Annotated in this window: 18 protein-coding genes; 15 read left to right on the top strand and 3 right to left on the bottom strand. The window is 38.9% G+C overall.

Going from position 1 to position 24731, the window contains the following annotated elements; all coding sequences use genetic code 11:
- The first annotated feature begins 69 nt into the window (after positions 1-69).
- Entirely contained in the window at positions 70-2127 is a 2058-nt protein-coding gene (locus FNN09_RS14860; protein WP_143303159.1) for a S9 family peptidase, read from the top strand.
- Between the two features lie 334 nt (positions 2128-2461).
- Positions 2462-3106 carry an oxidoreductase gene (locus tag FNN09_RS14855; protein ID WP_143303158.1) on the top strand — a complete coding sequence of 215 codons (645 nt, stop codon included), beginning with the start codon at positions 2462-2464 and terminating at the stop codon, positions 3104-3106.
- Between the two features lie 120 nt (positions 3107-3226).
- Here FNN09_RS14855 and FNN09_RS14850 read toward each other — a convergent pair whose 3' ends face one another.
- Complete coding sequence (locus tag FNN09_RS14850) at positions 3227-4552, bottom strand: DEAD/DEAH box helicase (RefSeq protein ID WP_143303157.1); 1326 nt, start codon at positions 4550-4552, stop codon at positions 3227-3229.
- A 191-nt stretch (positions 4553-4743) separates the two neighbouring features.
- On the opposite strand from FNN09_RS14850, the gene FNN09_RS14845 reads away from it, so the two are divergent.
- From FNN09_RS14845 to FNN09_RS14835, 3 genes are all read left to right on the top strand, one after another.
- Positions 4744-5487: a polyprenol monophosphomannose synthase gene (locus FNN09_RS14845; RefSeq protein ID WP_143303156.1), complete on the top strand. Its 744-nt coding sequence runs from the start codon at positions 4744-4746 to the stop codon at positions 5485-5487.
- A 70-nt stretch (positions 5488-5557) separates the two neighbouring features.
- Positions 5558-6895, top strand: coding sequence for a dihydroorotase (locus tag FNN09_RS14840; protein WP_143303155.1), 1338 nt, complete (start codon positions 5558-5560; stop codon positions 6893-6895).
- 10 nt (positions 6896-6905) lie between these two features.
- Positions 6906-7412, top strand: a complete 507-nt coding sequence (locus tag FNN09_RS14835) for a hypothetical protein (protein WP_143303154.1) — start codon at positions 6906-6908, stop codon at positions 7410-7412.
- Positions 7413-7506: 94 nt separating this feature from the next.
- Here FNN09_RS14835 and FNN09_RS14830 read toward each other — a convergent pair whose 3' ends face one another.
- Positions 7507-8769, bottom strand: coding sequence for an aspartate kinase (locus FNN09_RS14830; RefSeq protein WP_143303153.1), 1263 nt, complete (start codon positions 8767-8769; stop codon positions 7507-7509).
- 272 nt (positions 8770-9041) lie between these two features.
- Between FNN09_RS14830 and fbp the strand changes: the two genes are divergently transcribed.
- Together fbp and mfd are read left to right on the top strand one after the other, a co-directional pair.
- Positions 9042-10067, top strand: a complete 1026-nt coding sequence (gene fbp, locus FNN09_RS14825; RefSeq protein ID WP_143303152.1) for a class 1 fructose-bisphosphatase — start codon at positions 9042-9044, stop codon at positions 10065-10067.
- Between the two features lie 160 nt (positions 10068-10227).
- Positions 10228-13599, top strand: a complete 3372-nt coding sequence (gene mfd, locus FNN09_RS14820; RefSeq protein WP_143303151.1) for a transcription-repair coupling factor — start codon at positions 10228-10230, stop codon at positions 13597-13599.
- A gap of 1 nt (position 13600) precedes the next feature.
- Here mfd and FNN09_RS14815 read toward each other — a convergent pair whose 3' ends face one another.
- Positions 13601-14629: a response regulator gene (locus FNN09_RS14815; protein ID WP_143303150.1), complete on the bottom strand. Its 1029-nt coding sequence runs from the start codon at positions 14627-14629 to the stop codon at positions 13601-13603.
- Between the two features lie 95 nt (positions 14630-14724).
- On the opposite strand from FNN09_RS14815, the gene FNN09_RS14810 reads away from it, so the two are divergent.
- The 8 genes from FNN09_RS14810 to FNN09_RS14775 all read left to right on the top strand — a co-directional run bounded on the left by FNN09_RS14810 (position 14725) and on the right by FNN09_RS14775 (position 24718).
- Positions 14725-15459: a type III pantothenate kinase gene (locus FNN09_RS14810; protein WP_185969028.1), complete on the top strand. Its 735-nt coding sequence runs from the start codon at positions 14725-14727 to the stop codon at positions 15457-15459.
- On the top strand, positions 15443-16786 hold the full coding sequence (locus FNN09_RS14805; RefSeq protein ID WP_143303148.1) for a hypothetical protein: 1344 nt from the start codon (positions 15443-15445) through the stop codon (positions 16784-16786). The genes FNN09_RS14810 and FNN09_RS14805 overlap by 17 nt, the downstream gene beginning before the upstream one ends.
- Positions 16787-16809: 23 nt before the next feature.
- Positions 16810-18168 (top strand): M48 family metallopeptidase, encoded by a 1359-nt coding sequence (locus tag FNN09_RS14800; RefSeq protein WP_255434134.1) that lies wholly within the window; start codon positions 16810-16812, stop codon positions 18166-18168.
- Between the two features lie 4 nt (positions 18169-18172).
- The gene (gene lptC, locus FNN09_RS14795) at positions 18173-18748 is read left to right on the top strand and encodes an LPS export ABC transporter periplasmic protein LptC (RefSeq protein WP_143303147.1); all 576 of its coding nucleotides are present in this window, start codon (positions 18173-18175) and stop codon (positions 18746-18748) included.
- 59 nt (positions 18749-18807) lie between these two features.
- Positions 18808-20070: a hemolysin family protein gene (locus FNN09_RS14790; protein ID WP_143303146.1), complete on the top strand. Its 1263-nt coding sequence runs from the start codon at positions 18808-18810 to the stop codon at positions 20068-20070.
- Positions 20071-20186: 116 nt separating this feature from the next.
- On the top strand, positions 20187-22250 hold the full coding sequence (locus FNN09_RS14785; RefSeq protein ID WP_143303145.1) for a SurA N-terminal domain-containing protein: 2064 nt from the start codon (positions 20187-20189) through the stop codon (positions 22248-22250).
- Between the two features lie 207 nt (positions 22251-22457).
- On the top strand, positions 22458-23867 hold the full coding sequence (locus FNN09_RS14780) for a M64 family metallopeptidase (RefSeq protein WP_143303144.1): 1410 nt from the start codon (positions 22458-22460) through the stop codon (positions 23865-23867).
- 299 nt (positions 23868-24166) lie between these two features.
- Positions 24167-24718: a hypothetical protein gene (locus FNN09_RS14775; protein ID WP_143303143.1), complete on the top strand. Its 552-nt coding sequence runs from the start codon at positions 24167-24169 to the stop codon at positions 24716-24718.
- Positions 24719-24731: the final 13 nt, after the last annotated feature.

The raw sequence follows: 24731 nt of genomic DNA, 5'->3' as shown, positions 1-24731 counted from the left end.
GTAGCAACTAAATAAGAACAATTCACTCACTTTCTTTTTATCTTTATTCCATAATCAAACAATACAATTATGAAAACATTTATAAAAGCCTACCTGCTATTGGCTTTATTTATCACGTCCAGCATTGGAATAATACATGCGCAGAATACACTAAGTCCTGAGAAGCTGCTCAATCTTAAATCGACCAGGGCAGTACAAATGCACCCCGATGGACAACAAGTATTATATACCATTTACACGCCACGCACCCCCAACGAAGCACCGGGTGGTTCGCACGTTTCGTATATGGTTGCCAATTTAAAAACCTACAAAAGCACGCACCTATTTAATGAAGAAGAAAAAGTAAGTGCGCCACAATGGAGTCCTGATGGTAAAATACTTGCTTTTAAGAAGAAAACTGACAATGGTTACCAGATCTTTGTTCGCCCTGCAAGCGGAGGCAAAGCCAGTCAGGCCACAGAAAGTGCCAGTAGTATCAATTCATTTGCCTGGCATCCGAACGGCAAAGGCTTTGCTTACACATCAACTACACCTACCACAACCGAAGAGAAAGAGCTTAAAAAGCGTGGTTACGACTTCATCTTTTTTGAAGAGAACATTAAAAACGATAACCTCTTCTTAGTTGAGTTGGATGATGACTTCAAACAAAGCGCCGTTAAACAAATTACCGAAGGTGTAAATATTTGGGACTTTAAATTTGATACCAAAGGAGAGCAATTAGCCTATACATCCACGGCTCTCAAGCTGATCGATCAGAAATACATGTTTAGGAAGATTCATATTTATGACTTAGTCAATATGAATGTAAAGCAAGTGCTTAAAAACGTGGGTAAACTAGGCAATTATAGCTTTAGTCCTGATGGCATACACTTAAGCTATACAGGCGCTTTTGATTTACACGACCATGCCGTTAGCCAGGTATATAAAGTAACTATTGCCGATGGAAGCATTACCAACTTAACACCGAACAAATATAAAGGACACATCAACTGGTCGGGATGGAAAAACAATAAGGAACTGGTGTATTTAGCCCACGAAGGTGTTAACCCCAAATTATTTGCAGTAGATATTACCACCAAGCAACGAAAGCTTATTCTGGACTCAAAAACTTCAGGTGTTATATTTAGCAGTCCTGTAGTCTCATCTAATTTCAAATCATTTGCCTTTAGCGGAAGTACTCCCAAAGACATGTCGAACATTTACACATGGAATGGCAAGGGCAAACTATCAAAGTTTACACACCTTAACCCAGAGTTAATGACAACAGCCCTTGGCGAACAGGAGTTGATTAGTTTTGAAGCGCGCGATGGTTTAAAAATAGAGGGTTTATTGATGAAACCTGTCGGTTACAAACAGGGCGAAAAGTACCCCTTGATGGTATATGTACATGGCGGACCAGAATCACATCATTCCAACGGGTGGCTAACTGGCTATTCAACACCAGGCCAGATAATGGCAGGCAAAGGGTATTTAGCTGTGTACTTTAACTATCGTGCCAGTACAGGTTATGGCGTTGATTTTGCCATGCATGGTTTTGAAGACCCTGCAGGTAAGGAATTTGACGACTTGGCCGATGGTATTGAATACCTAATTGAAAACTATGGCGCCGATAGAAACAGAGTAGGTATGGCCGGTGGCTCCTATGGCGGATATGCTTCGGCTTGGTTTGCTACCTATTATACTAATTACATTAAGGCAGCTGCTGTGTTTGTGGGTATTACCAATGTAATTAGTAAAAAAGGAACCACTGACATTGCCTACGAAGAGCTGCACGTGCATAGTGGCGAGTCTTTGGAAGAACAATGGGAAATGAATCTTAAACAAAGCCCTATTTACCATGCTCATAAGAGTAAAACGGCCACATTAATTTATGGTGGTGCAGCCGATCCGCGGATTCACCCATCACAAAGTCTGGAACTGTATCGACGCATGAAAATGAACGACCACCCTGCAGTTAGGCTGGTACAATATCCGGGCGAAGGACACGGCAACCGCAAGCAAGTAGGGCGCATTGATGTGCTGTACCGTCAGATTAATTGGATGGACTGGTATGTAAAAGACTTAAAGCCATTAGATGGACCAATGCCTGCATTAGACATTAGCGATCAGTACGGATTAGACTGGTAAAGTACCCAGGTTGATCACGACTCATAAGAAATAAAACGTTTCACCGGATGGATATCTAATTAAATAAGAGTTCATCCGGTATTTTTTTACACTACCTTGCAAATATGAAACGAGCCATGAGAACAGCTTCTTACACAGGAGCATGATTAATTTTGGCGAGTTCCATCCCGATAAATCGGGACAAATAGTGGCCAATGAATACAAATTTTAGACATATAAAACCATCATGATTAAGCTATAAACACGCAGGACTATGATTAAAGAACCTTTATTTATATTCTGTAAATCAGTCTTGTGTCTTGATACTTGAATCTTGATACTAGTATTAAAACAGATGAAAACAGCACTTATAGCAGGCAGCACAGGTCTTATTGGCCAGTCGCTCTTACAAATTCTTTTGAACAGCAACACTTACCAAAAAGTATATGCTTTGGTGAGGCGGCCACTGGCTCTTCAGCATTCGAAGCTGGAAGAGGTAACAATTGATTTTGAACTGATAGAGCAATTAAAAATTGAAGAAGCCATAGATGACGTGTATTGCTGTTTAGGTACTACCATTAAAGCAGCCGGCAGCAAAGAAGCCTTTACAAAAGTAGATTATACGTATGTAGTGCAATTAGCCGAGTGGTGTAAAAACAATGGTGGTCAGCAGTTTTCGGTAGTCAGCTCTGTGGGAGCCAGCATTAACACCTCTAATTTTTATTTACAAACCAAAGGCCAGATGGAGGATGCGATTAGTGCTTTACAACTGCCGGCAACGCACATTTTCAGACCATCGTTATTACTGGGTAAGCGCAACGAATTCCGCTTTGGAGAGAAAGCATCGGAACTTATCATGCCCCTTTTCAACCCGCTATTAAAAGGTAGGCTTAGAAAGTACAAACCCATACAGGCCAACGAAGTGGCCACAGCTATGTTTAAGAAAGCACAAATGGGAATTGGTGGCAATTTTGTTTACGAGGGTGCTGAAATAAAATAATAGCCGCCACCCTTACACTTGGCTTTAGCTAATGCAGCATCAGTAAAAGGAGGAATAAAATTAAAATGGCCATGTTAAAACACGACCATCATATTAGTATTCTAAGCATGCACCCAAACATTAGTTAGACACTTCCATCTTCAGCTTTTTACCCTTAATTTTCTCGTTTTTAAGAACTTTAAGCACCTGCTGCACTTTGCTTCGGCGAACAGCCACAAATGCAGCACGATCCAACACATTAATCAGTCCCAAATCATCCTTTTGCAATTGCCCTTTTTTAAGGAACAAGCCTACGATATCAACCTTATTAATTTTATCCTTTTTACCACTACCAATGTAAATGGTTTGCCACTGGGGCAAAGCAGGCAAAGGCAAGTCGTCTGGCACTTCATCAAAATGCACTTCATCGTTAATATATTCAGGCACATCCTCATCCTCGGCCATAATTAAATAGGCCGTACCTTCGGCATGCATACGTGCCGTTCGTCCGTTACGGTGTATATAGGCATCCTCCTTAGATGGTAAATGGTAGTGCATCACACATTCTATCTCAGGTATATCTAACCCGCGTGATGCCAAATCAGTAGTAATAAGTAAATGATGACTTCCGTTTCTGAATTTCAATAACGAGCGTTCACGCTCCTCCTGCTTCATACCACCATGAAACACATCATGCTCAACCCCCTGATTACTCAAATGACTACTAATACGATCGGCTGCTTCGCGATGATTGACAAAAGCCAACATGGGTACATTGCCCAGATGACTGATCAAACGAACAAACACATCCAATTTATCACGTCCCTCGGCCCTTACTCCCTTAAGGGAAAGTTTGGGCGGCTTCACAGCATCTTCAATAAAGTTCAACTCCTCGGGATGCTTCAAGCCTGTGAATGATGGTATTTCATCCATTGAGGTGGCAGATGTTAACACCCGCTGATTAACTTGCTTTAATTCACGGATGATTTCTTTCATTTCTTTTTGAAAACCCAAATCAAGGGCTTTATCAAACTCATCCAAAACCAAAAAACGAATGTTGGATGGATCAAAGGACTCGCGACGCAGATGATCGGCCACACGTCCCGGCGTACCAATCAACACAGCTGGTGGGTGCTTTAGGTTATTAATTTCAGTACGTACCGAATGTCCTCCGTAGCAACAATTAACCTTATATCCGGTACGTAAACTTTTAAAAACCTGCTCAATTTGCAGAGCCAGCTCACGGGCAGGTGCCAACACCAATAGCTGTACATCCTTACTACCCCTATCTAATTGTTCAATAAGTGGTAACAAAAATGCCAATGTTTTACCCGAACCGGTTGGCGATAACAAAACCACATCTTCGCCACTGTTAACACTGGCAATGGTATTCTCCTGCATCTCATTCAGCGCATGAATATTAAGCTGACGTAATGCTACCTGAATTGATTTACTTAATTGTTGCATGGGCACAAAGGTAGCTAAAGGATATGGTATATTTGGTAAATAATTGTGTGCATGTAGTAAGTCAAAAAAACACCTATAGCACTCTTCCTGGTGCGAACTACCGAGCAACAAGTAAAATTCTTATTATCTTTAGGCTTTTGAAAACAAAAGGAATTTAAACGGGCTCACACCCCTTATTTGGCAAACCATATATGGAGAACACGCGCAATCTGGTTATCATACCCACATACAACGAAAAAGAAAACATCGAAGCCATTATTAAAGCTGTTTTTGACCTGCCTCGAGCCTTTGAAATTTTGATTGTAGAAGACAACTCGCCCGATGGAACAGCCGACATTGTAAAGCGCTTAATGAATGACTACCCCAACAGCTTGCACATACTCGAACGCAAGGGTAAACTGGGATTGGGCACTGCTTATATTTCTGGTTTTAAATGGGCTTTAGAACGTCAGTACGATTATATTTTTGAGATGGATGCCGATTTTTCACATCCTCCCAAGGATTTAATAAGCTTGCACGATGCCTGCCTTAAAGGTGCCGACATGGCCGTAGGTTCTCGCTATGTATCAGGTGTTAATGTGGTTAATTGGCCAATGGGTCGCGTTCTTATGTCGTACTTCGCATCGGTATATGTGCGTTTTATTACTGGCATGAAGATTATGGATACAACGGCTGGCTTTAAATGCTACAGTCAAAAAGTATTGAGAACCATTGAGCTGGATAAAATAAAATTTATAGGCTATGCCTTTCAAATAGAGATGAAGTTTACAGCTTGGAAATTTGGCTTTGAAATAGCTGAAGTACCCATTGTGTTTACCGATCGTACCCAAGGCACCTCCAAAATGAGTGGTGGTATTTTTAACGAAGCCATTTGGGGTGTAATGAAAATGAAAATATACAGTTGGTTTAAATCCTATAAGAGAGTTGACGTTTAGTGGCAATAATGTGAACTTTGCCAGGTAGTTTGCTGTTAATAATATGCTTTTCACTAATAACTTTTAGAATATGTCTACGCTATTAATAAAAAATGCCACCATCATTAATGAGGGCACTAAAGAAGTTGGAAGTGTTCTTGTTGAAAATGACTTGATCAAACAAATCATTACAGGCAACGAACTACCTAATGCTGATAAAACAATTGATGCCACTGGTTTATTATTACTTCCTGGTGCCATTGATGACCAGGTTCATTTTCGCGAGCCAGGCTTAACCCATAAGGCCAATATCGAAAGTGAATCGCGTGCGGCGGTTGCAGGCGGCATCACTTCTTTTATGGAAATGCCCAATACCAAACCACAGGCCACCACGCAGGAGGTTTTGGAAGAAAAATACAAGATGGCTGCTAAAGTATCTCCGGCCAATTACTCGTTTTACCTGGGTGCCACCAACGATAACATTGATGAAATACTAAAAACTGACCCTAAAAAAGTATGTGGGGTAAAGGTTTTTATGGGTTCATCAACAGGTAATATGCTAGTTGATAAAGAAGAGGTATTGGGACGTATTTTCTCCGAGTGCCCGACTATTATTGCCACTCACTGCGAAGACGAAGCAACCATACAAGAGAACACCACCATTTACAAAAATAAGTTTGGCGAAGACATGCCGTTCAAATACCATCCGGTGATTCGTTCGGCCGAAGCTTGTTATAAGTCATCTAAAAAAGCATCGGAATTAGCGCGTAAGCACGGTGCCAAACTACACATTTTGCATCTTAGCTCGGCCGAAGAACTGGATCTACTGGATAAAGACATGCCTTTGAAAGACAAAAAGGTGACTGGCGAAGTATGTGTACACCACCTTTGGTTTAGCGATGCTGATTACGACAAATATGGATCACGCATCAAGTGGAATCCGGCAGTAAAAGCTGAGAGCGATCGTAATGCTTTACGCAAAGGTTTAAATAATGGCAACCTTGATGTGGTAGCTACCGATCATGCTCCACACACCATTGAAGAAAAGAATAACAAATATTTTAGCGCTCCCTCGGGCGGACCGTTGGTTCAACATGCTTTAGTTTCGATGCTGGAGATGGTAAAACAAGGTATTTTCACTTATGAGTTAGTGGTTGAAAAAATGTGCCACAATCCTGCCATTCTGTTTCAAATAGAAAAGCGCGGGTACATTCGCGAAGGTTATAAAGCCGATTTGGTATTGGTTAATCCGAACGAGAGCTGGGAAGTAAAACCTGAAAACATTCTTTACAAATGCGGTTGGTCGCCATTTGAGGGCACTACTTTCTCGCATAAAGTAGAGCAAACCATTGTTAACGGGCAGCAAGCCTATGCCAACGATAAGGTAGATACCAACTTAAGAGGAGAGCGTCTTACTTTTGAAAGATAATAAACTACGAATGAAGAAATTAAAACACTTAAAACACATTACCCTTGGAGCAATGTGTTTTCTATTGACACTGCAAGCTTGTCAAAATCGCGATGCTTCAAAGCAGACAATCACCAACGAAACAGCAGGCATTTGTTTGGCCGACACCATTATTTATCCGGTGTTGATAAAAAACACCAACCCCAACGACACATGGACAGAACAATGCCTGAGTCAATTACAAAGAAGCCAGTTGGTTGATGAACTGTTTGAAGCCGTTTACGAGCGTAAAGCAAAAGCCTACAATTATGACACACATACCGAGTTATCTGTTTCTGAGGTTAGGGCTATTGAGGAGCAGGAAGACTTTAGTCGTGAAAAGGTGGGCAAGTTACAATTTTGGGAAACCTGGTATTTTGACGATCAGCAGGTGCGCATGACTAAAAAAGTACAAGCCATACTTTTGGCTTACGAATTTTTGTCAGACACTGGCGAACTAAGAGGTTATAAGGCGGCTTTTTATGTCAAAATGAACTAGAGAATCAGGTGCTTATCCCCCATCTTGGATTAAGCAAACTATCAATCATTCAAAACATCATACTATCCCCCATTTATCAGTGGGGGATATTTGTTTAATCAAACAGCCATTCGGTCTTTTTGAGCACATAACGAGCCGTTTTACGACTCACTTGTGAATCAATCACTTCTTTATTACATAACATCTTATCAATTGACTCATTGGTGTAATGGCGAATGGTTAACAATTCCAAATCCACATTATACCTAACAACAAACTGCTGCTGTAAATCAGCAATAGCAGCCTCCAGCCTATTGGAGTCATCAACACAAACCGATAAATTAAGTGCCGAAGTCTGCATCAGATTTAAACTAATACGGTGCTTCGAGAATATTTGAAAAATAACACTTAAGCTCTCTTCAATAATGAATGAGAAGTCCTTGGGCGACACCGATATCAAAACCTGATCTTGCTTTAGAACATAAATAGGACCCAAATATTCGTGCTGCTCGCTACTTTTAATTATCGTACCTGGCTCCGATGCATCCACAAAAGACTTTACCAGTAATGGTATTTGCGCATTTTGTAAAGGCTTTAATGTTTTGGGATGTATCACTTGTGCTCCATAATAAGTCAGCTCAATGGCTTCCCAGTAAGATAGCTCCTTAACCTTAGTTGCCTTTGGATACCAGCGTGGGTCGGCATTTAGTACACCTGGTACATCTTTCCAAATGGCCAGGTACTCGGCCTCTAACACGTGTGCTAAAATGGCTCCAGTGTAGTCAGACCCCTCCCTACCCAATGTGGTGGTCAAGTTATTTTCAGTTGAGCCAATAAACCCCTGGCTTACAAATACCTGCTTCTGCGAAAATTCAATCTCACTCTTCAGTAAATGAGCTGTTAAATCCCAGTTAACATTCGCACTTCGGTAACAGTCATCGGTACGAATATATTTTCGTATATCAATCCACTCGTTAGTATACCCTACCACATTTAAATAAGCACTCACAATAGTTGTACTCAATAGCTCCCCAAAAGGCACAATCTGATCGTATTCAAAATCGTAATTAAGAGAAGGCTCAGTCTTTAGCTTGTCTTCCAACAGACTTAATAATTCAGAAATACAGCTGACACCACCATCGAATAAAGCCTCCGATATTTGTATGTGATAATCCATCACAGTTCCAAAACGCTCACTTACTAATGATAAATCACGCATCATGTAAGCCTCAACCAAGGCCTCCATTGCATTGGTTGTTTTACCCATAGCCGAAACTACAACCATTAAACTGTCATCGTGTTGTTCCACTATTTTTGCCAGATTCTTCACTCCAGCAGCGTCTTTAACAGAGGCACCTCCAAATTTGAATACTTTCATCTGTTTATATTTTGCTTTTTATTGCCACTACTTGTCCCGATTAATCGGGATGAAATTCGCCAATTATGTCATCCACCTGTTTTAAGTCTATTTTCATGGCTCGTTTCATGAGTTTAAAATTACATCTTCAATTGGTTTCGCAAAGCACAATGAAGTTAAATAATACTTTCAATTTATAACTATTTCCTTTCACATCACAACAAGTGAGACTTGTCATTGTTAACACTCAAATCATTAGCTTATCTTACAAATCGTAACAAATTCCAAAATAGATGACTAAATTTGAAGTAACCACTCTGAATGAATTCATTCTCAAAAGCCAAATGAACCTTGATTATAAGGCTGATGGAGGATTCTCTCACTTACTGCATCATGTTAGCACAGCAGCTCGTATTGTTAATCGAGAAGTTAACAAAGCAGGATTAGTTGATGTACTTGGCGATATTGGTACCACCAACGTTCAAGGAGAGGACCAAAAGAAACTGGATTTAATCGCAAATGAGTATTTTATTGATGCCATGCACAGTTGTGGGGAAATATGTGCCATTGCATCTGAAGAAAACGAAAGTTTCATATTATTTGATGATGAGATTGCTAAAAATGCCAAGTATGTATTTATGATGGATCCCTTGGATGGCTCATCCAATATTGATGTGAATGTATCCATCGGAACCATATTTTCGATTTACAAGCGCATAACACCCGAGGGCACCCAAGCAACAATGGAAGACTTTCTTCAAAAAGGAACCGAACAGGTAGCCTCAGGCTACATCCTATACGGAAGCTCCACCATGCTGGTTTACACAACAGGCAATGGGGTTAATGGCTTTACGCTTGACCCATCAATTGGCGAGTTTTGCTTATCGCACCAAATGGTTACAACCCCCGAAGATGGAACCATATACTCCTTAAACGAAGGCAATTACAAGAAGTTTCCAAAGGGCGTTAAAAAGTATATTAAATATTGTCAAGAAAGAGATGCTGCATCCAACCGCCCTTATTCATCGCGTTACATTGGGTCATTGGTATCTGACTTCCATCGCAACTTATTGAAAGGTGGCATATTCATCTACCCAGAATTTGAAAATGCTCCTTTGGGTAAACTTCGATTATTGTACGAATGTAACCCCATAGCGTTTTTAGCCGAGCAAGCTGGAGGCATGGCTACCAATGGGGAACAACGCATAATGGAATTGCAGCCTACATCATTGCATCAGCGCACGCCATTTTACACCGGATCAAAAAACATGGTTGAGAAGGTGGAGAAATACCTTAAAAAGTATGGCAAAGACAGTTAAACCTTAGTTAGCAATAATTACACTTGAAAAGATGACATCGGCCAGATCGTCATCTTTTCTTTTTAATGACAAAGACCAATAAATAATTGCCTACACACGAAATACACACCAGAGATAAAGCTCCTTTATTTTAGTTACTTTTGCTACAAAACAGAAGCAAGTGGAAATTAGTCATATGTTAGAGTTGTATAAAAACAACCCGAAGGTAAAGCAGCTTGAAGATTTATTAAAAACAGCTCAAAGCAAAGTATACCTAACTGGCCTAAGCGGAAGCCTGAAAAGTGTTATACAAGCCTCTTTAATAAATGACGGACCTCATTTTATTGTTCTTAACGACAGAGAAGAAGCTGCCTACCTTTACAACGACATATCACAACTCTGTGGTGCCAAACATGTTTCCTTTTTACCATCGTCGTACAAACGATCTCCCGAGTACGGACAAAAAGATGCTCAGAATGTTTTACTACGGACCGAGGCTCTGAGCCAACTGTATAGCAGCGACAACAGTCAGCTGTTTGTCATTTCCTATCCCGAGGCTTTGATAGAAAAAGTGTTATCAGCCGAAACACTGGATGAAAATCGTTTGATCATTAACAATGGCGATCACTTGGATATTTCTTTTATTACCGATGTATTAAACGAATATCATTTCCAGCGGGTTGACTTCGTTTTTGAACCTGGCCAATACTCTGTTCGGGGAAGCATTATTGATGTGTATTCTTTTTCTGATGAAGACCCTTACCGCCTTGACTTTTTTGGAGATGAAGTGGATAGCATCAGAAAGTTTAATCTTGAGAACCAACTATCAAAGGAAAAGCTAGAACAGATAAGCATTGTTCCTAACCTAACTGAAAATCAAGATACCAAAACACTAACTCCCTTATCGGAGTACTTGCCTGATAATACAAAAATATGGGTTGACAGCTTTGACTTTATCGAACAAAGAATGAATGCTGTTCAGGAAAAGGTTAAATCACATTCCTTTGAAAGCGAGGAAGACGATGAGGAAAAGAACTACTCTTTTTTAGACAAAGAGCACATTTGTTCCTTTACCGATTTTTATCAACCTTGTCTTAAGCATCCTATTGTAGCACTTGGTAATCAATCGCACCTACCAAATGCTACGTGCATTGATTTTAACTCTGCACCACAGCCTGTGTTCCATAAAAACTTTGAACTACTGGAGCAAAACCTAAAAGAAAAGCAAAACGAACTGTATAATTGCTACATTCTTTCTGATAACACCAAGCAGTTTGAGCGTCTTCAGGCGATCTTTCACGATCGGGGCATTGATTTAAAATACACTGAAATAAACCATAGTCTGCACGAGGGCTTTATTGACCACGATGCTCACCTTTGTTTCTATACCGATCATCAAATATTTGAGCGTTATCACAAATTCTCGCTACGCACCGAAAAGGCCAAAGCAGCTCAGCAGGCCATATCATTAAAAGAGTTGAACCGACTTAATCCTGGCGATTTCGTTGTTCACATCGACCATGGCGTGGGACGTTTCGGAGGCTTGGTAACACAAATGGTTAACGACAAGCCACAAGAGGCCATCCGATTGGTGTATCGCGACAACGATGTTTTATTGGTCAACATCCACTCATTACACCGCATTAGCAAATTCAAAGGGAAAGAAGGTACACCACCAAAAATCAATAAATTAGGAACTGCTGCCTGGCAAAAGCTAAAAGATAAAACCAAGAAAAAAGTTAAGGACATAGCGCGAGAACTAATTGCACTCTATGCCAAACGCAAAACAGAACCTGGTTATACATATTCGCCCGATTCATATTTACAAACAGAGCTGGAAGCCTCATTCTTTTTTGAAGACACACCAGATCAAACCAAAGCCACCATAGCAGTTAAGGGCGACATGGAAAAACCTACTCCTATGGATCGTCTGGTATGTGGCGATGTAGGCTTTGGAAAAACCGAGATTGCCATTCGTGCAGCTTTCAAGGCCATTGCCGACAATAAGCAAGTTGCTATTTTGGTGCCAACCACAATATTAGCGCTTCAGCATTATCAAACCTTTAAAGCTCGTTTAAAGGATTTTCCTGCAAACATTGAGTATGTAAGTCGTTTACGAAAACCAAAAGACATTAAGACTGCCTTAACAAAACTAAAAGAAGGTCAGGTTGATATCTTAATTGGCACCCATCGCTTAACGGGTAAAGATGTGCAGTTTAAAGATTTGGGACTGCTCATCATCGATGAAGAACAACGATTTGGAGTTGCTATCAAAGAAAAGCTCAAACAACTGAAAATTAATGTAGATACCCTAACACTTACAGCAACACCTATTCCGCGCACCTTGCAGTTTTCACTCATGGGAGCACGCGATCTATCGATTTTAAACACAGCACCTCCCAACCGACATCCAATTATTACTGAGTTACATGTAATGAACGAAGAAATAATTAAGGAAGCCATATTATATGAGGTAGAACGAGGTGGTCAAGTATTCTTTATCAACAACAGAGTACAAAACATAATGGAAGTACAGGATTTGGTAAATCGTATTTTACCCGATGTAAAAACCATTGTTGCCCACGGTCAAATGGAAGGACCTAAGCTTGAAAAAATAATGCTTGATTTTATTGAGGGGCAATACGATGTATTAATAGCCACCACAATTATTGAATCAGGCCTTGACATACCGAATGCCAATACCATTATTATTAATAACGCTCATAATTTTGGCTTAAGTGAGCTACACCAGTTACGCGGACGAGTTGGTCGTTCTAACAAAAAGGCCTTTTGTTATTTAATGGCTCCTCCGCTATCAACACTCACACAAGAAGCCCGTCGTCGCCTAAAAATTGTGGAGGAATTTTCTGATTTAGGAAGCGGATTCAACATTGCCATGCAAGATTTGGACATACGAGGCGCTGGGGATGTACTTGGAGGCGAGCAGAGTGGTTTTATTTCCGATATAGGTTACGAAACTTATCAACGCATCTTAAACGAGGCCTTACTTGAGCTGCGAGAGACGGAATACAAAGAAACATTTAGCAATGAAACAAGCGACTCGTCACAAACTCTTTTTGTTAACGACTGCGTAATTGAAACTGACACCGAACTTCGACTTCCAGATAGTTATATTGAAAATGTAGCTGAGCGCATGCACCTCTATCGCGAATTAGATAACATGGAGGAAGAAGAAGCCTTAGTTGCTTTTGAGAATAACCTGATCGATCGCTTTGGCCCCATACCCGAATCTGGCCAACGCCTATTTGAACTGGTTAGGATTAGACGAATGGCTAAGCATCTTGGCATTGAGAAGATCATCTTCAAAAACCAGCTGCTATACTTTTATTTTGTTTCTAATCAGGAGTCGCCTTTCTATCAATCGCCACTATTTAGCGGCATGTTAGTGTGGATACAAAACAATTCTGCCAAAGCCACTATGAAAGAAGGTAAGAGTAAACTTTACCTAATGATGAAAGGAATAAATTCAATTAACAAAGTGAAAGAAATGGTGGTTAATATGTATGAATCAATCTTAACACCTAATAAATAAATCACTTAACAGCTACATATACGAACTCATAAGCTTTATCACTGGCATCATTTATACGGTATTGGGTAAAGGTATGTTTTGAATCATTACCCACAAACACCATTCCAGCTTCATCATTAAGCATTTCAATATGATCTGCGAGTTGATGGAGCTTTTTACCTACTAAATCAACCCCTTTAAACAACGGATGCTGCGCAACAGTCTTTACCTTTTTAGCGGCATCGGTAATCAGATAAGGTAGCTTTTGGGTATCGAGTAAATTCAACAGTAGCTCAACTCGTTTTTGAGCATAAACTGCCTCATTGTTATCCATCAAGGTAATTTGTAATGATTTCTTTTTATTAAAAATTATGGCCGAACCTGAAATGCGAACATACAAAGAATGGCCATGTACATCATCCATGGCAATATCTATTGACTCAAATCCCTGACCATTCTCATTAAAAGTACCAAGCAAATTCTCAATACGTTCTTTGTGCTCCGTTCCTACAAAATTAATGAAAGGAGTTGCCAAAACATCTTCCATGTAATGGGTCTTAAATAAGTCAAGTGCCAAATTATTTAAATACTGAATACGGCCATCTTGCAATATCATTAATGGCATCGAGGCTTCGCTAATAAACTGTCGATAACCTCTTTCTCTTTCACGTTGCTCTTGGTCAACACGATGTTTGTAATAGGCTAAATCTATGGCAATACCTAACTCCTTTTTATTAACGGGCTTTACTAAAAAACCGTATGAATTAGAAACAATAGCACGCTTTATTACCTGACTTGAGGTATCTGATGACACATAAATTACTGGAATGTCCAATTCGCGTCTCAGTTGTTCCGCCGTTTGAATACCATCTAGCTCGCCTTCCAAGTGAATATCCATCAATACAACATCGGGTCGTAAACGATGACACAAATCCACAGCATCTACCCCATCAGCACATTTACCAACCAGTTCGTGACCTAATTCACGTAAAAACATGGTAAAAATTGCTGATATAAATCGATCATCTTCAACAACCAGGACTTTTCGCATAAAAATAGTAGAGTTACAAGCACGAGCTACAATCTTTATTTATCTTTGCAGCTTGTATTAGAGTATAATATAAATAGGTTTGAATACTTTGCAACGTGAATTTAGTTATAGATAGGGGAAATACACAGGTGAAATTCGGGATTTTTGACCAGTGTCAACTATTACACTTTGACCATTCAAATTTTCTTGACAAACAAACAATCTACAAACTACGCGACTCCTTTGACATTAAGCAAATAATAGTGTCGTCGGTAGTTAAAGAGCTACACCAAGAACTTATTGATAACCTCCTGGCGTTTGAAGTACCTATTTTGGAGCTAGATACAGATACCCCACTTCCTTTCACATGGTTTTACAAAACAAAATCAAGTATTGGTAAAGATCGCTTAGCTGCCGTAGCAGGCGCCATGGAGTTATACCCTAAAAATAATCTTCTAGTATTTGATGCTGGTACCGCAATTACTTACGAGCTTATTAACAAGCAGCATCAGTTTTTAGGCGGAAATATCTCGCCAGGTATGCAAATGCGCTTTAAAGCACTTAATCATTTTACGAGCAAACTGCCCCTTCTGAACAAAAACGAGGAAGCTAATATAATTGGAGAATCAACAAATGAAGCCATTCAAGCTGGTGTTCAAAATGGCGTTATATTTGAAATAGAGGGAATAATCAATCATTTATCGAACCAACACAAGAACCTAAAAACAATAATAACAGGCGGGGATGCAGAATTTTTTGCAAGGAAGTTAAAAAATCCCATCTTTGTACATCCTAATTTAGTACTTATTGGACTTAACAGAATTCTAGAATACAATGCACAATATATATAAGGTAGTTGTCACATTTTTATTCGTAGCTTTTATTGCCATTTCAGCTGCCAGTCAGAACAGAACTTATTCGCCCTATTCACGATATGGTATCGGTGAGTTACAAGAGGGTGGATTTGGCCGAAATGCAGCCATGGGTAATACAGGTATTGCATTAAGCAGTTCGTATAATCTAAATAACATCAATCCTGCGTCATACTTTAGCATGGATTCTATTTCATTCTTTTTTGAAGCCGGATTAACTGGTTTCGATCAAAAGATACAAACGAACGAGATGACTGCGCAGTTTTCTGATATGAACTTTTCGTATTTTGCTATAGGTTTTCCGGTTGCAAAATGGGGATTTATGTCAGTTGGTGTTAAACCTGAATCATTGGTAGGATACCAGTTTTTCGACGATAACGAATCTTCAAGCTTACCTATCACGGACGGCAACTACACAAAGTCATTGTACTCCGGAAGCGGTAACACGACTAAAGCGTACACGGGTATTGCGCTAAGCCCAATCAAAAACTTGTCGTTTGGTGCTCACTTTTCGTTTGTTTTTGGTAAAGTCGAGCATTATTCATTAGGTCAATTTCCTAACGATCCTTATGCATTTGATTTAGGCACATCACAACACATATCTATCAACGATTTCTATATGGACTTTGGTGTCCAGTACCGTTTAGATCTTAAAGAAAGACATAACCTTGTTTTTGGAGCTATTTACCAACCAAAGCGAGGCATGAATGGTAAAGTGAAAAAATTAGTGGCTGCTGGCACAACACTTGATTCTAATGGAATGACTGTAATTGCTGCTGACACATTAAGTTACTCTGAAACAGAATTTAGTGGAGGTGCATTGGAGTTGCCTGAAAAGTACGGCTTTGGTCTTGCTTATAACATAGATGAACTATTGACCATTACGGCAGATTACTCGCTTTCGAAGTGGAGTGAAGCTGAGTTTCCGAACCTAGCAACCACAAGTTCTGACATTAATGCGTTTACCATTGGTGATGAACAAACATTTGCCTTTGGTGTAGAATATGTACCTAATTACAGGAGTGCTTCTTTCTATCCTAGCAGAATTAAATATCGTTTGGGAACATCGTATAAACAAGACTACCTTATCGCACCTCAGTCTCAGGGCGGAGATCATTTAACAGATTTTGGCATAACTTTTGGAATGGGTTTACCGTTAAAAAGAAGTAAAACGTCTTTCAATCTAGCATTTGAATGGGGACAAAGAGGTAGCACCAACAATAATCTTGTTAAAGAAGAATATTTGCGCTTTACGATGAACCTTACATTACACGAATATTGGTTCATGAAACGAAAATTTGATTAAAACTAATACAAAACCAGAATACCATGCCAATGAAAATTGTTACATTATTAATTACAGGTCTGCTTTTTGCAGGTTCTGTTTTTGCTCAAAAAGGAGTTGAAGATGGGTCGAAATTCGGCCATGGAGAAGACAGCTTAAGGTGTTTAGAGAACCTATCGCTGTATTACGAGTATTACAAACAAAAAAATTATGCAGAGGCATTTCCAAAATGGGAAATAGCATTTAACGAATGTCCGGCTTCAAATAAAAATTTGTACTCTCATGGTGAGAGAATTGTTGAAGGCTTGTATAAAAAAGAGAAAGACGCTGCTAAAAAAGCTGAGTATTATTCATTATTAATGAAAGTATACGACCAGCGTGCAAAGTACTTTGGTACCGATAAAAAATACCCAACAGCTTACATTATGGGTAAAAAGGCGATTACTATGTTGCGTTACAACCGTAACAACACTGAAGTAATCAAAGAGGTACAGCCTATGCTAAGCGAAGCATACAAAGTTCTTGGTGATCGTACTCAGTACCCAGCGTTATTAACGTATATGGCTAACAGTTCCGCTATGTACAGAATGGATGCTCTTCCAGGAGAAGAATTAGTAAGCATTTATACTGATGTTACAGCAACTTTGAAAAAGCAAATGGCAAAATCTAAAAAGCCAGATACTTATGCACAAGTAATCAAAGATGTTGAAAAACTATTCTCTCAGAGTGGTGCTGCCAACTGCGAAACTTTAGCTGAAATTTTCGGACCTCAATTAGCTGATCATACAACAGACCTTGATTGGTTAAAACGTGTGAATCGTTTATTAGCGAAAGGTGACTGTGGTGAATCAGAGTTATTCTACCAGTCGTCGGAATACTTACACAAAATTGAGCCATCATCATCATCTGCTTTTGGTTTATCTCGTATGTACATGAAAACGGGTGATACAGATAAAGCTGTAAGCTATTTAAGCGAAGCTATTACCTTGGAAGAAGATCCATATAGTAAAGCTAAATACCACAATACGCTTGGTATGATTTATATGTCGCAAAAGAAATATAGCCAAACAAGAAGTGAAGCTCGCAAAGCAATTGCTTTACGTAGTGATTGGGGTTCACCTTACATCTTAATTGGAAAAGTATATGCGGCTACAGCTTCAAGCTATGGATCAACCGAATTTGAACACAAAACAGTATACTGGGCAGCAGTTGATCAATTTAAAAAGGCTAAGTCGGTAGATAAAGACGACAAGAACATAGCTGAAGCTAACGAAAACATTCTTCTTTACTCACAGTATTTTCCAAATACGGAAGAAATATTTTTCCAAAGCTTAAAAGTAGGTGATGCCTACAAGATTGCTGGATGGATTAACACCTCTACAACTGTAAGAGCTAAAAAATAAGGCTTTGATACCTTTCTTAAAAAATAAAATACAAACATATACAGCAAGCGGGTTAATACTGCTTGCTGTTTGTGTTTTTGCGGCATCATGTCAATCAAACAAACCTGAAGAAATTGCCGCAATAACCAACCGGGAAGAAATACCCTCATTAATTTACGATGAGTTTGAATCGACACTAACCGACTCAGGTAAGATTACCCACAAATTTATTACTCCCAAATTACTACGATACGACCGTAAAAAGGAGCCATACATGGAATTTCCAAACGGCCTACATGTAATCATGTACCAGTCCAATGGTGAAATAGACGCACAAATAAAGTGCAGGAATGCTTTTAACTACGAGAAAAAAGGCTTGTGGGAGCTTAACATAGATGTTGAGGCGATTAACCTTAAAGGTGAGGTTTTAAATACTGAGCAATTATACTGGGATACAAAAGCGAAGCGGATATACTCAGAGAAATTTGTAACCATTACACAAGGGAGCAGTGTGTATACAGGAACTGGATTTGAAGCAGATGAGAATATGGAGAACTGGGACATTAAAAATATACAAGGCGATCTTGAATTCGAAGAGTAATTATAACATCGCGACTTTTTTTCATATCTTAACTTCATAAAAACCCCTTGCTCTCATACATGAATGAATATTTAATAATTGTACTAACTCTTATTCTTTCGGCCTTTTTTTCGGGATGTGAAATGGCATTCTTTAGTTCGAACAAAATACTACTCGAACTTAATAAGAAGAAACATCCGATACCCGCGAGAATCATAGATCGATTTGTACAAAACCCTGGTATTTTTTTATCAACCATACTTATTGGCAATAACATTGCCTTAGTTATTTATGGTTTACAAATGGCTAAATTAATAGAGCCAACTATAAGCCAATATGTCGAATCAAGTATTGCTTTGTTATTGATTCAAACAACCATTTCCACACTCATCATTCTTCTTACCGCCGAATTCTTACCGAAAACACTATTTCGGATTCATCCTACTTTTATTTTGAACATATTTGCTGTTCCACTTATGTCTTTCTATCTGCTTTTTTATCCATTGAGCAGATTGACAATGGCTGTATCTGATTTTATCATTAAAAAACTGCTTAGAACAAAAGCAAATACTGAACAAGCAAATTGGATGCTTAGCAAAGTTGATTTAAACAACCTACTGACAGAGCATCATGAAAAAAGTGATAAAGATGATGAGGGAGCTAATGAAATAAAATTGCTAAAAAATGTACTTGATTTTTCAAAGCTAAAAATCCGTGAATGCTTTATTCCAAGAACAGAACTTCAAGCCATTGAGGTAAATGATGATTTAGAACCGCTTCGCCAACAATTTATGGACACCGGATTATCCAAAATACTGGTGTATAAAGATAGTATTGATAACATCATTGGCTATGTCCACGTATCATCGTTATTTAAGCACCCCAAAAAACTGCGAAATATTGTGAGTCCAATCTCCATTATTCCAGAAACGATGACAGCCAATAAAGTACTTGAACTATTTACGAAAGAACACAAAAGTATTGCGTTGGTAGTAGATGAGTTTGGAGGCACAGCAGGCATCGTTACTTTAGAGGATATTCTAGAAGAAATTTTTGGCGAGATTAACGATGAACATGATATTTTAGAGCATATTGAAGAACAAATAAATGAGAATGAGTATCGTTTTTCGGCCCGCTTAGAAATCGATTATTTAAATGAAAAATACGCTATCAATCTTCCACAGGCAGAAGATTACGAAACGATAGCCGGACTCATACTCTTTCATAATCAATCTATTCCGGAAGTGAATGACATCATTACCATTGAACAATTCACATTCCAAATTTTAGAAGCCAGCAGCGCTCGTATTGAGTTGGTTAAGGTAAGCTTAGCTTCGGATTAATAGTGGCCTTAAAACTTTATGATAGCAAAGATAAACACAGCTTATCAGGTGTCCCATTTTTTTGTATATTCGTAACCTGATTTTGAAATCTACATAATTTTATAAGTAATAACAGAATGGCAACATTAGAGAGAATTAGAAATAAATCTGGACTACTCATCATCGTGATTGCGGTTGGACTTTTAGCTTTCCTTTTAGGAGACTTAATGAGTTCGGGAGATTCCATTTTTAGAAGAAGAAACATGCAGATTGCTGAAATTAATGGAACGTCTGTATCTTATCCTGAGTACCAAAGCTACGTAACGGAATTGGAGGACTACTACAAGCTTAATTCACGTACATCTTCATTGGATGAAAACACATCATATCAAATACGTGAGCAGGCGTGGAACCAAATGGTTCAGGACGTTATCATGGATGAAAAATATGAAGATTTAGGCATTGCGGTAACAGCAGATGAGATTTTTGAGATGGCTACGGGTAAAAACGTACATCCACAGATTCGTCAAATGTTTACCAACCCTCAAACAGGTGCATTTGATAAAGCACAGGTTATCAATTTCCTACAGCAGAAGAATTTAGATCCAAATGCTAACTTCTACTGGCTATTCCTAGAGAAGCAAATCAAAAAAGAGCGTTTATTTACAAAATATCGCGATTTGATTAAAAAAGGAATGTACGTAACTACTGCTCAAGCTAACGCTGAGGCAAAAGCTAAAGAAAGCAAAGTTGATTTCGATTTTGTAATGAAGCGTTACTCATCTATTCCTGATTCTTCAGTACAAGTTTCAGATAGTGATATTAAAAACTATTACTCGTCTCATAAAGACAACTACAAACAAGAAGCAACTCGTGACGTAGTTTATGTTTCTTTTGACGTAAAACCATCGGAAGAAGATCGTCAAATGGCGAATGATTGGATAGCCAACGCCAAAACTGAGTTTGCAAATCCAGCGACCGATGCTATTCAGTATGTAAACATGAACTCTGAGTCGAACTACATCGACCGTAACCTAAAAGTAGAGCAGTTAAGCTCAACACTACAAGGATTTGTTCAAGGTGCTGCTGTTAATGAAGTATACGGACCTTATTTAGAAAACGAAACTTTCAAACTTTCGCGCATTGTTGCTATTAAGCAAATGCCTGATTCAGTTAAAGCTCGTCATATTTTAGTGAACGACCCAGTATTGGCCGATAGCTTATTTGCTTTGGTTAAAGGTGGTGCTAACTTCGCAACTATTGCTCGTGCTAATTCAAGCGATCAGGGTTCTGCTATTAATGGTGGTGACTTAGGTTGGTTTGCAGAAGGAACAATGGTTAAGCCATTTAACGATGCTTGTTTTGAAAACGATAAAGGTGCCATCCTTAAAGTAGAATCTCAGTTTGGCATTCACATTATCAATGTTCAGGATAAAGGTAAGCCAGTAACAAAATATAACATTGCTACTTTAGAACGCAACATATCTTTCAGTACAAAAACTAATCAGCAGGTATATGCTCAAGCAGCTAAATTTGCGTCATTAAACAATACTGTTGAGAAGTTTGACGAAGCCATTACTGCAGACAACTTGGTTAAGCGTTATGGTAGAAACTTAAAAGCAAACGATCGTACGGTTAATAACCTTATTCACTCACGTGAAATGGTACGTTGGGCTTTTGAAGCTGAAATGAACAGCATATCAGATATTTTTGAATTTGGTGATTCATATGTTATTGGTTTCGTAACTGGTGCAAAAGAAGAAGGTTACCAATCAATCGCAGCCGTTAAAGGAAGTATCGAAAGACAACTTCGTAACGATGCTAAAGCTGAAGTTTTAATTGCTGAATTAAACAGCAAGAAACAAGGTAATGACATTAACGCTTTAGCAACTGGTATTGAAGGAGAAGTGATGACAGCTAACCAAATTAACTTTGGTGCATTCCAGGTTCCTGGAGCTGGTGTTGAGCCTGCATTAGTTGCATTGGCTACCAATGCTAAATCAGGTGAGTTAAGTGCTCCTGTTGCAGGTAACAATGGTGTTTATGTAGTTAAGGTAAACAATGTAGTATCGTCTACTGTTGATGCCACTGCTGAAAAAGCTCAACTATCACAAACCAATGGTTTTAAAGTTGATTACCAAACAACTGAAGCTATCCGTAGTAAAGCAGAAATTACTGATGAAAGAAGCAAATTCTTTTAAACAAGTAATTCTAAAAATATAGAAGGAGGAAATTTATTTTTCCTCCTTTTTTTATGCATAAAAATCAGACTTTTAGAGTCTTCAACACATCATCCCCTCCTCTACTTATTGAAATTGAAACTAACTCACTAACATGACATAAAGCACTGTTTTCATAATCCAGAAATATTATCTTGCTTGTTCAAATCAAACTTCAAAACAAGAAAGATGCAAGCAAAACTCACTCTACCATTATTACTGCTTTTTCTGGCAGGTAACATTTCTGCCCAATACAAGGATTATTTTACCAATGAAACCATGCGTTTAGATTATAACCATGTTGGTAATGCCAACGAAGAGCATTTTGCTTTTGATCAAATGGTAAACGATGGCGAGTGGGCTGGTAACAAAACGGTACTGATTGACGAACTTATGCTAGGTAAATACTTTTTTGAGGTACAAGACCCTAAGTCCAATAAGGTTATCTACTCTAGAGGATACTCGAGTATTTATGGAGAATGGGAAACAACACCTGAAGCGAAAGAGAATTGGGGTAGTTTTCACGAATCACTGCGTTTTCCTTGGCCTAAGCAAAATGTAAACATCCTTATTTATAAGCGTAACATTAATAATGGCTTTGATCCAATTTGGGAATATCAAGTCAATCCTCTGCACCACCGCGCCTTTACAGCTCCTGTAAAAGATCATTACAATACATTTGATGTTGTTATTAATGGTGCACCCGAAAAACAAGTGGATATCGTAGTACTTGGCGAGGGTTATGCAGCTGATGACATGGGCAAATTCCGCAAGGATGCTCAACGTTTTGCTGATGTATTACTCAATACTGAGCCCTTTGCCTCATTCAAAGAGAAGTTCTCAATTCGCGCAGTTGAAACACCAGCTCCACATTCAGGAGTCAACCACCCGCATCAAGATATTCAAACACGTTCGGCACTATCTGTCACTTATGGAGCCTTTAACTCTGAGCGCTATGCCCTTGGTTACGATAACAAGCTAATACGCGAAGCTTCTGCAGCCGTGCCGTATGAGTTTACGGCTATTCTTATGAATGATTCGATATACGGAGGTGGTGGTATTTATAACCTCTACATTACGGCGGCTGTTGACAATGCTTTTCAAGAGTACCTATTTGTACACGAGTTTGGTCATCATTTTGCAGACTTGGCCGATGAGTATTACACCTCTGCATCGGTGTATGAGGTTGACATGCAACACCTGGAACCCTGGGAACTTAATGTTACGGCAAATGCCGATGCAGCTACCATCAAGTGGAAAGATATAGTAACACCTAACACGCCAATTCCTACCCCATGGGAAAAAGCGAAGTACGATGAACACAGCATAAAAAAACAAGAGAAACGTTTGGAAATGCGCAAAGCCAAAGTAGACGAGAAGGTTATGGAGGACTTTTTTATTGAAAAACGAGCTTGGGATGATGAATTACTATCCAACATGAAGTACAGCGAACACATTGGTGCTTTTGAAGGCGCACAGTACAAATCAAACGGATTATACAGAAGTGCCGCTAACTGCATCATGTTCACGCGTCATCATCAGTTTTGTCCAGCGTGTCAGCGTGGTATAAAGCTAATAATTGAACAGTATACTAAATAATTAATTTCGAACGCAAAAAGGTCAAAAGCAAAACTTAACACCAACTTTTGTGCAAATTTTCAAGAGGATATAAAGCCATTTCATAGCCTCGTAAAGAGTCAGAGCATTGGGTTCGATAGGTATCAAGTGTATGAACCTATAGAATCCAAGGCTTGAAACTTATAGGTTCAAAGACTGGAGCTAGTAAGGCCCATACCTTGGGTTCGGTAAAGCCTAATATTTTTTCTAGCATATTAGAGATATTTAGCCTAAGGATTCATCTTTTTATATCTTAGCATTGGACAAAATCATACAGACTCATGCGCATTGACATCAATCAGAAAAAAATAGCTTTTGGTAACAAATTTTCAATTGTAAAAAACGGAGTAACTATTATAAATGCGGCGTCTCGCTTATTTAGAATATTATCGGTAACCGAACTATTTAAACCAAATAGTGAATTACCATTGGGAACCATTCGCCGGCGTCTGGCTGTTTTTAATGCTAAATATGATATTGAGTTAGTTAACCAGGCGTCCTACCATTTTAGCACCATATCATGGTGGAAGAACCATCATCAATGCACAAACGGGACAACTACTTTTGATGTATACGGGCACCGTGGAAGGCGTTACTCTATTTATAAAAATGGCGAACAAGTGGCCTATTTTAAAAAAGAAGCGGTAACGTTTTTTGAGGGCGATAACTACATGCTGATTGCCAATAATGATGCTGATCACTTTTTATTATGCTGCATTGTTTTAATTGTTGACAACTATCGCAGTAACAACAAAAACGACAGTGCCGTCAACATTGATTTTGGGCATATATTTCAGGCACGCCCCTTTGATGAAAATTGGCAAGCTCACTAAAAAGCCTAGTTAA

Origin of the sequence: Carboxylicivirga sp. M1479, assembly GCF_007097485.1 — a bacterium.
Lineage (GTDB): Bacteria > Bacteroidota > Bacteroidia > Bacteroidales > Marinilabiliaceae > Carboxylicivirga.
This window is presented reverse-complemented; position numbering and strand designations above follow the sequence as displayed.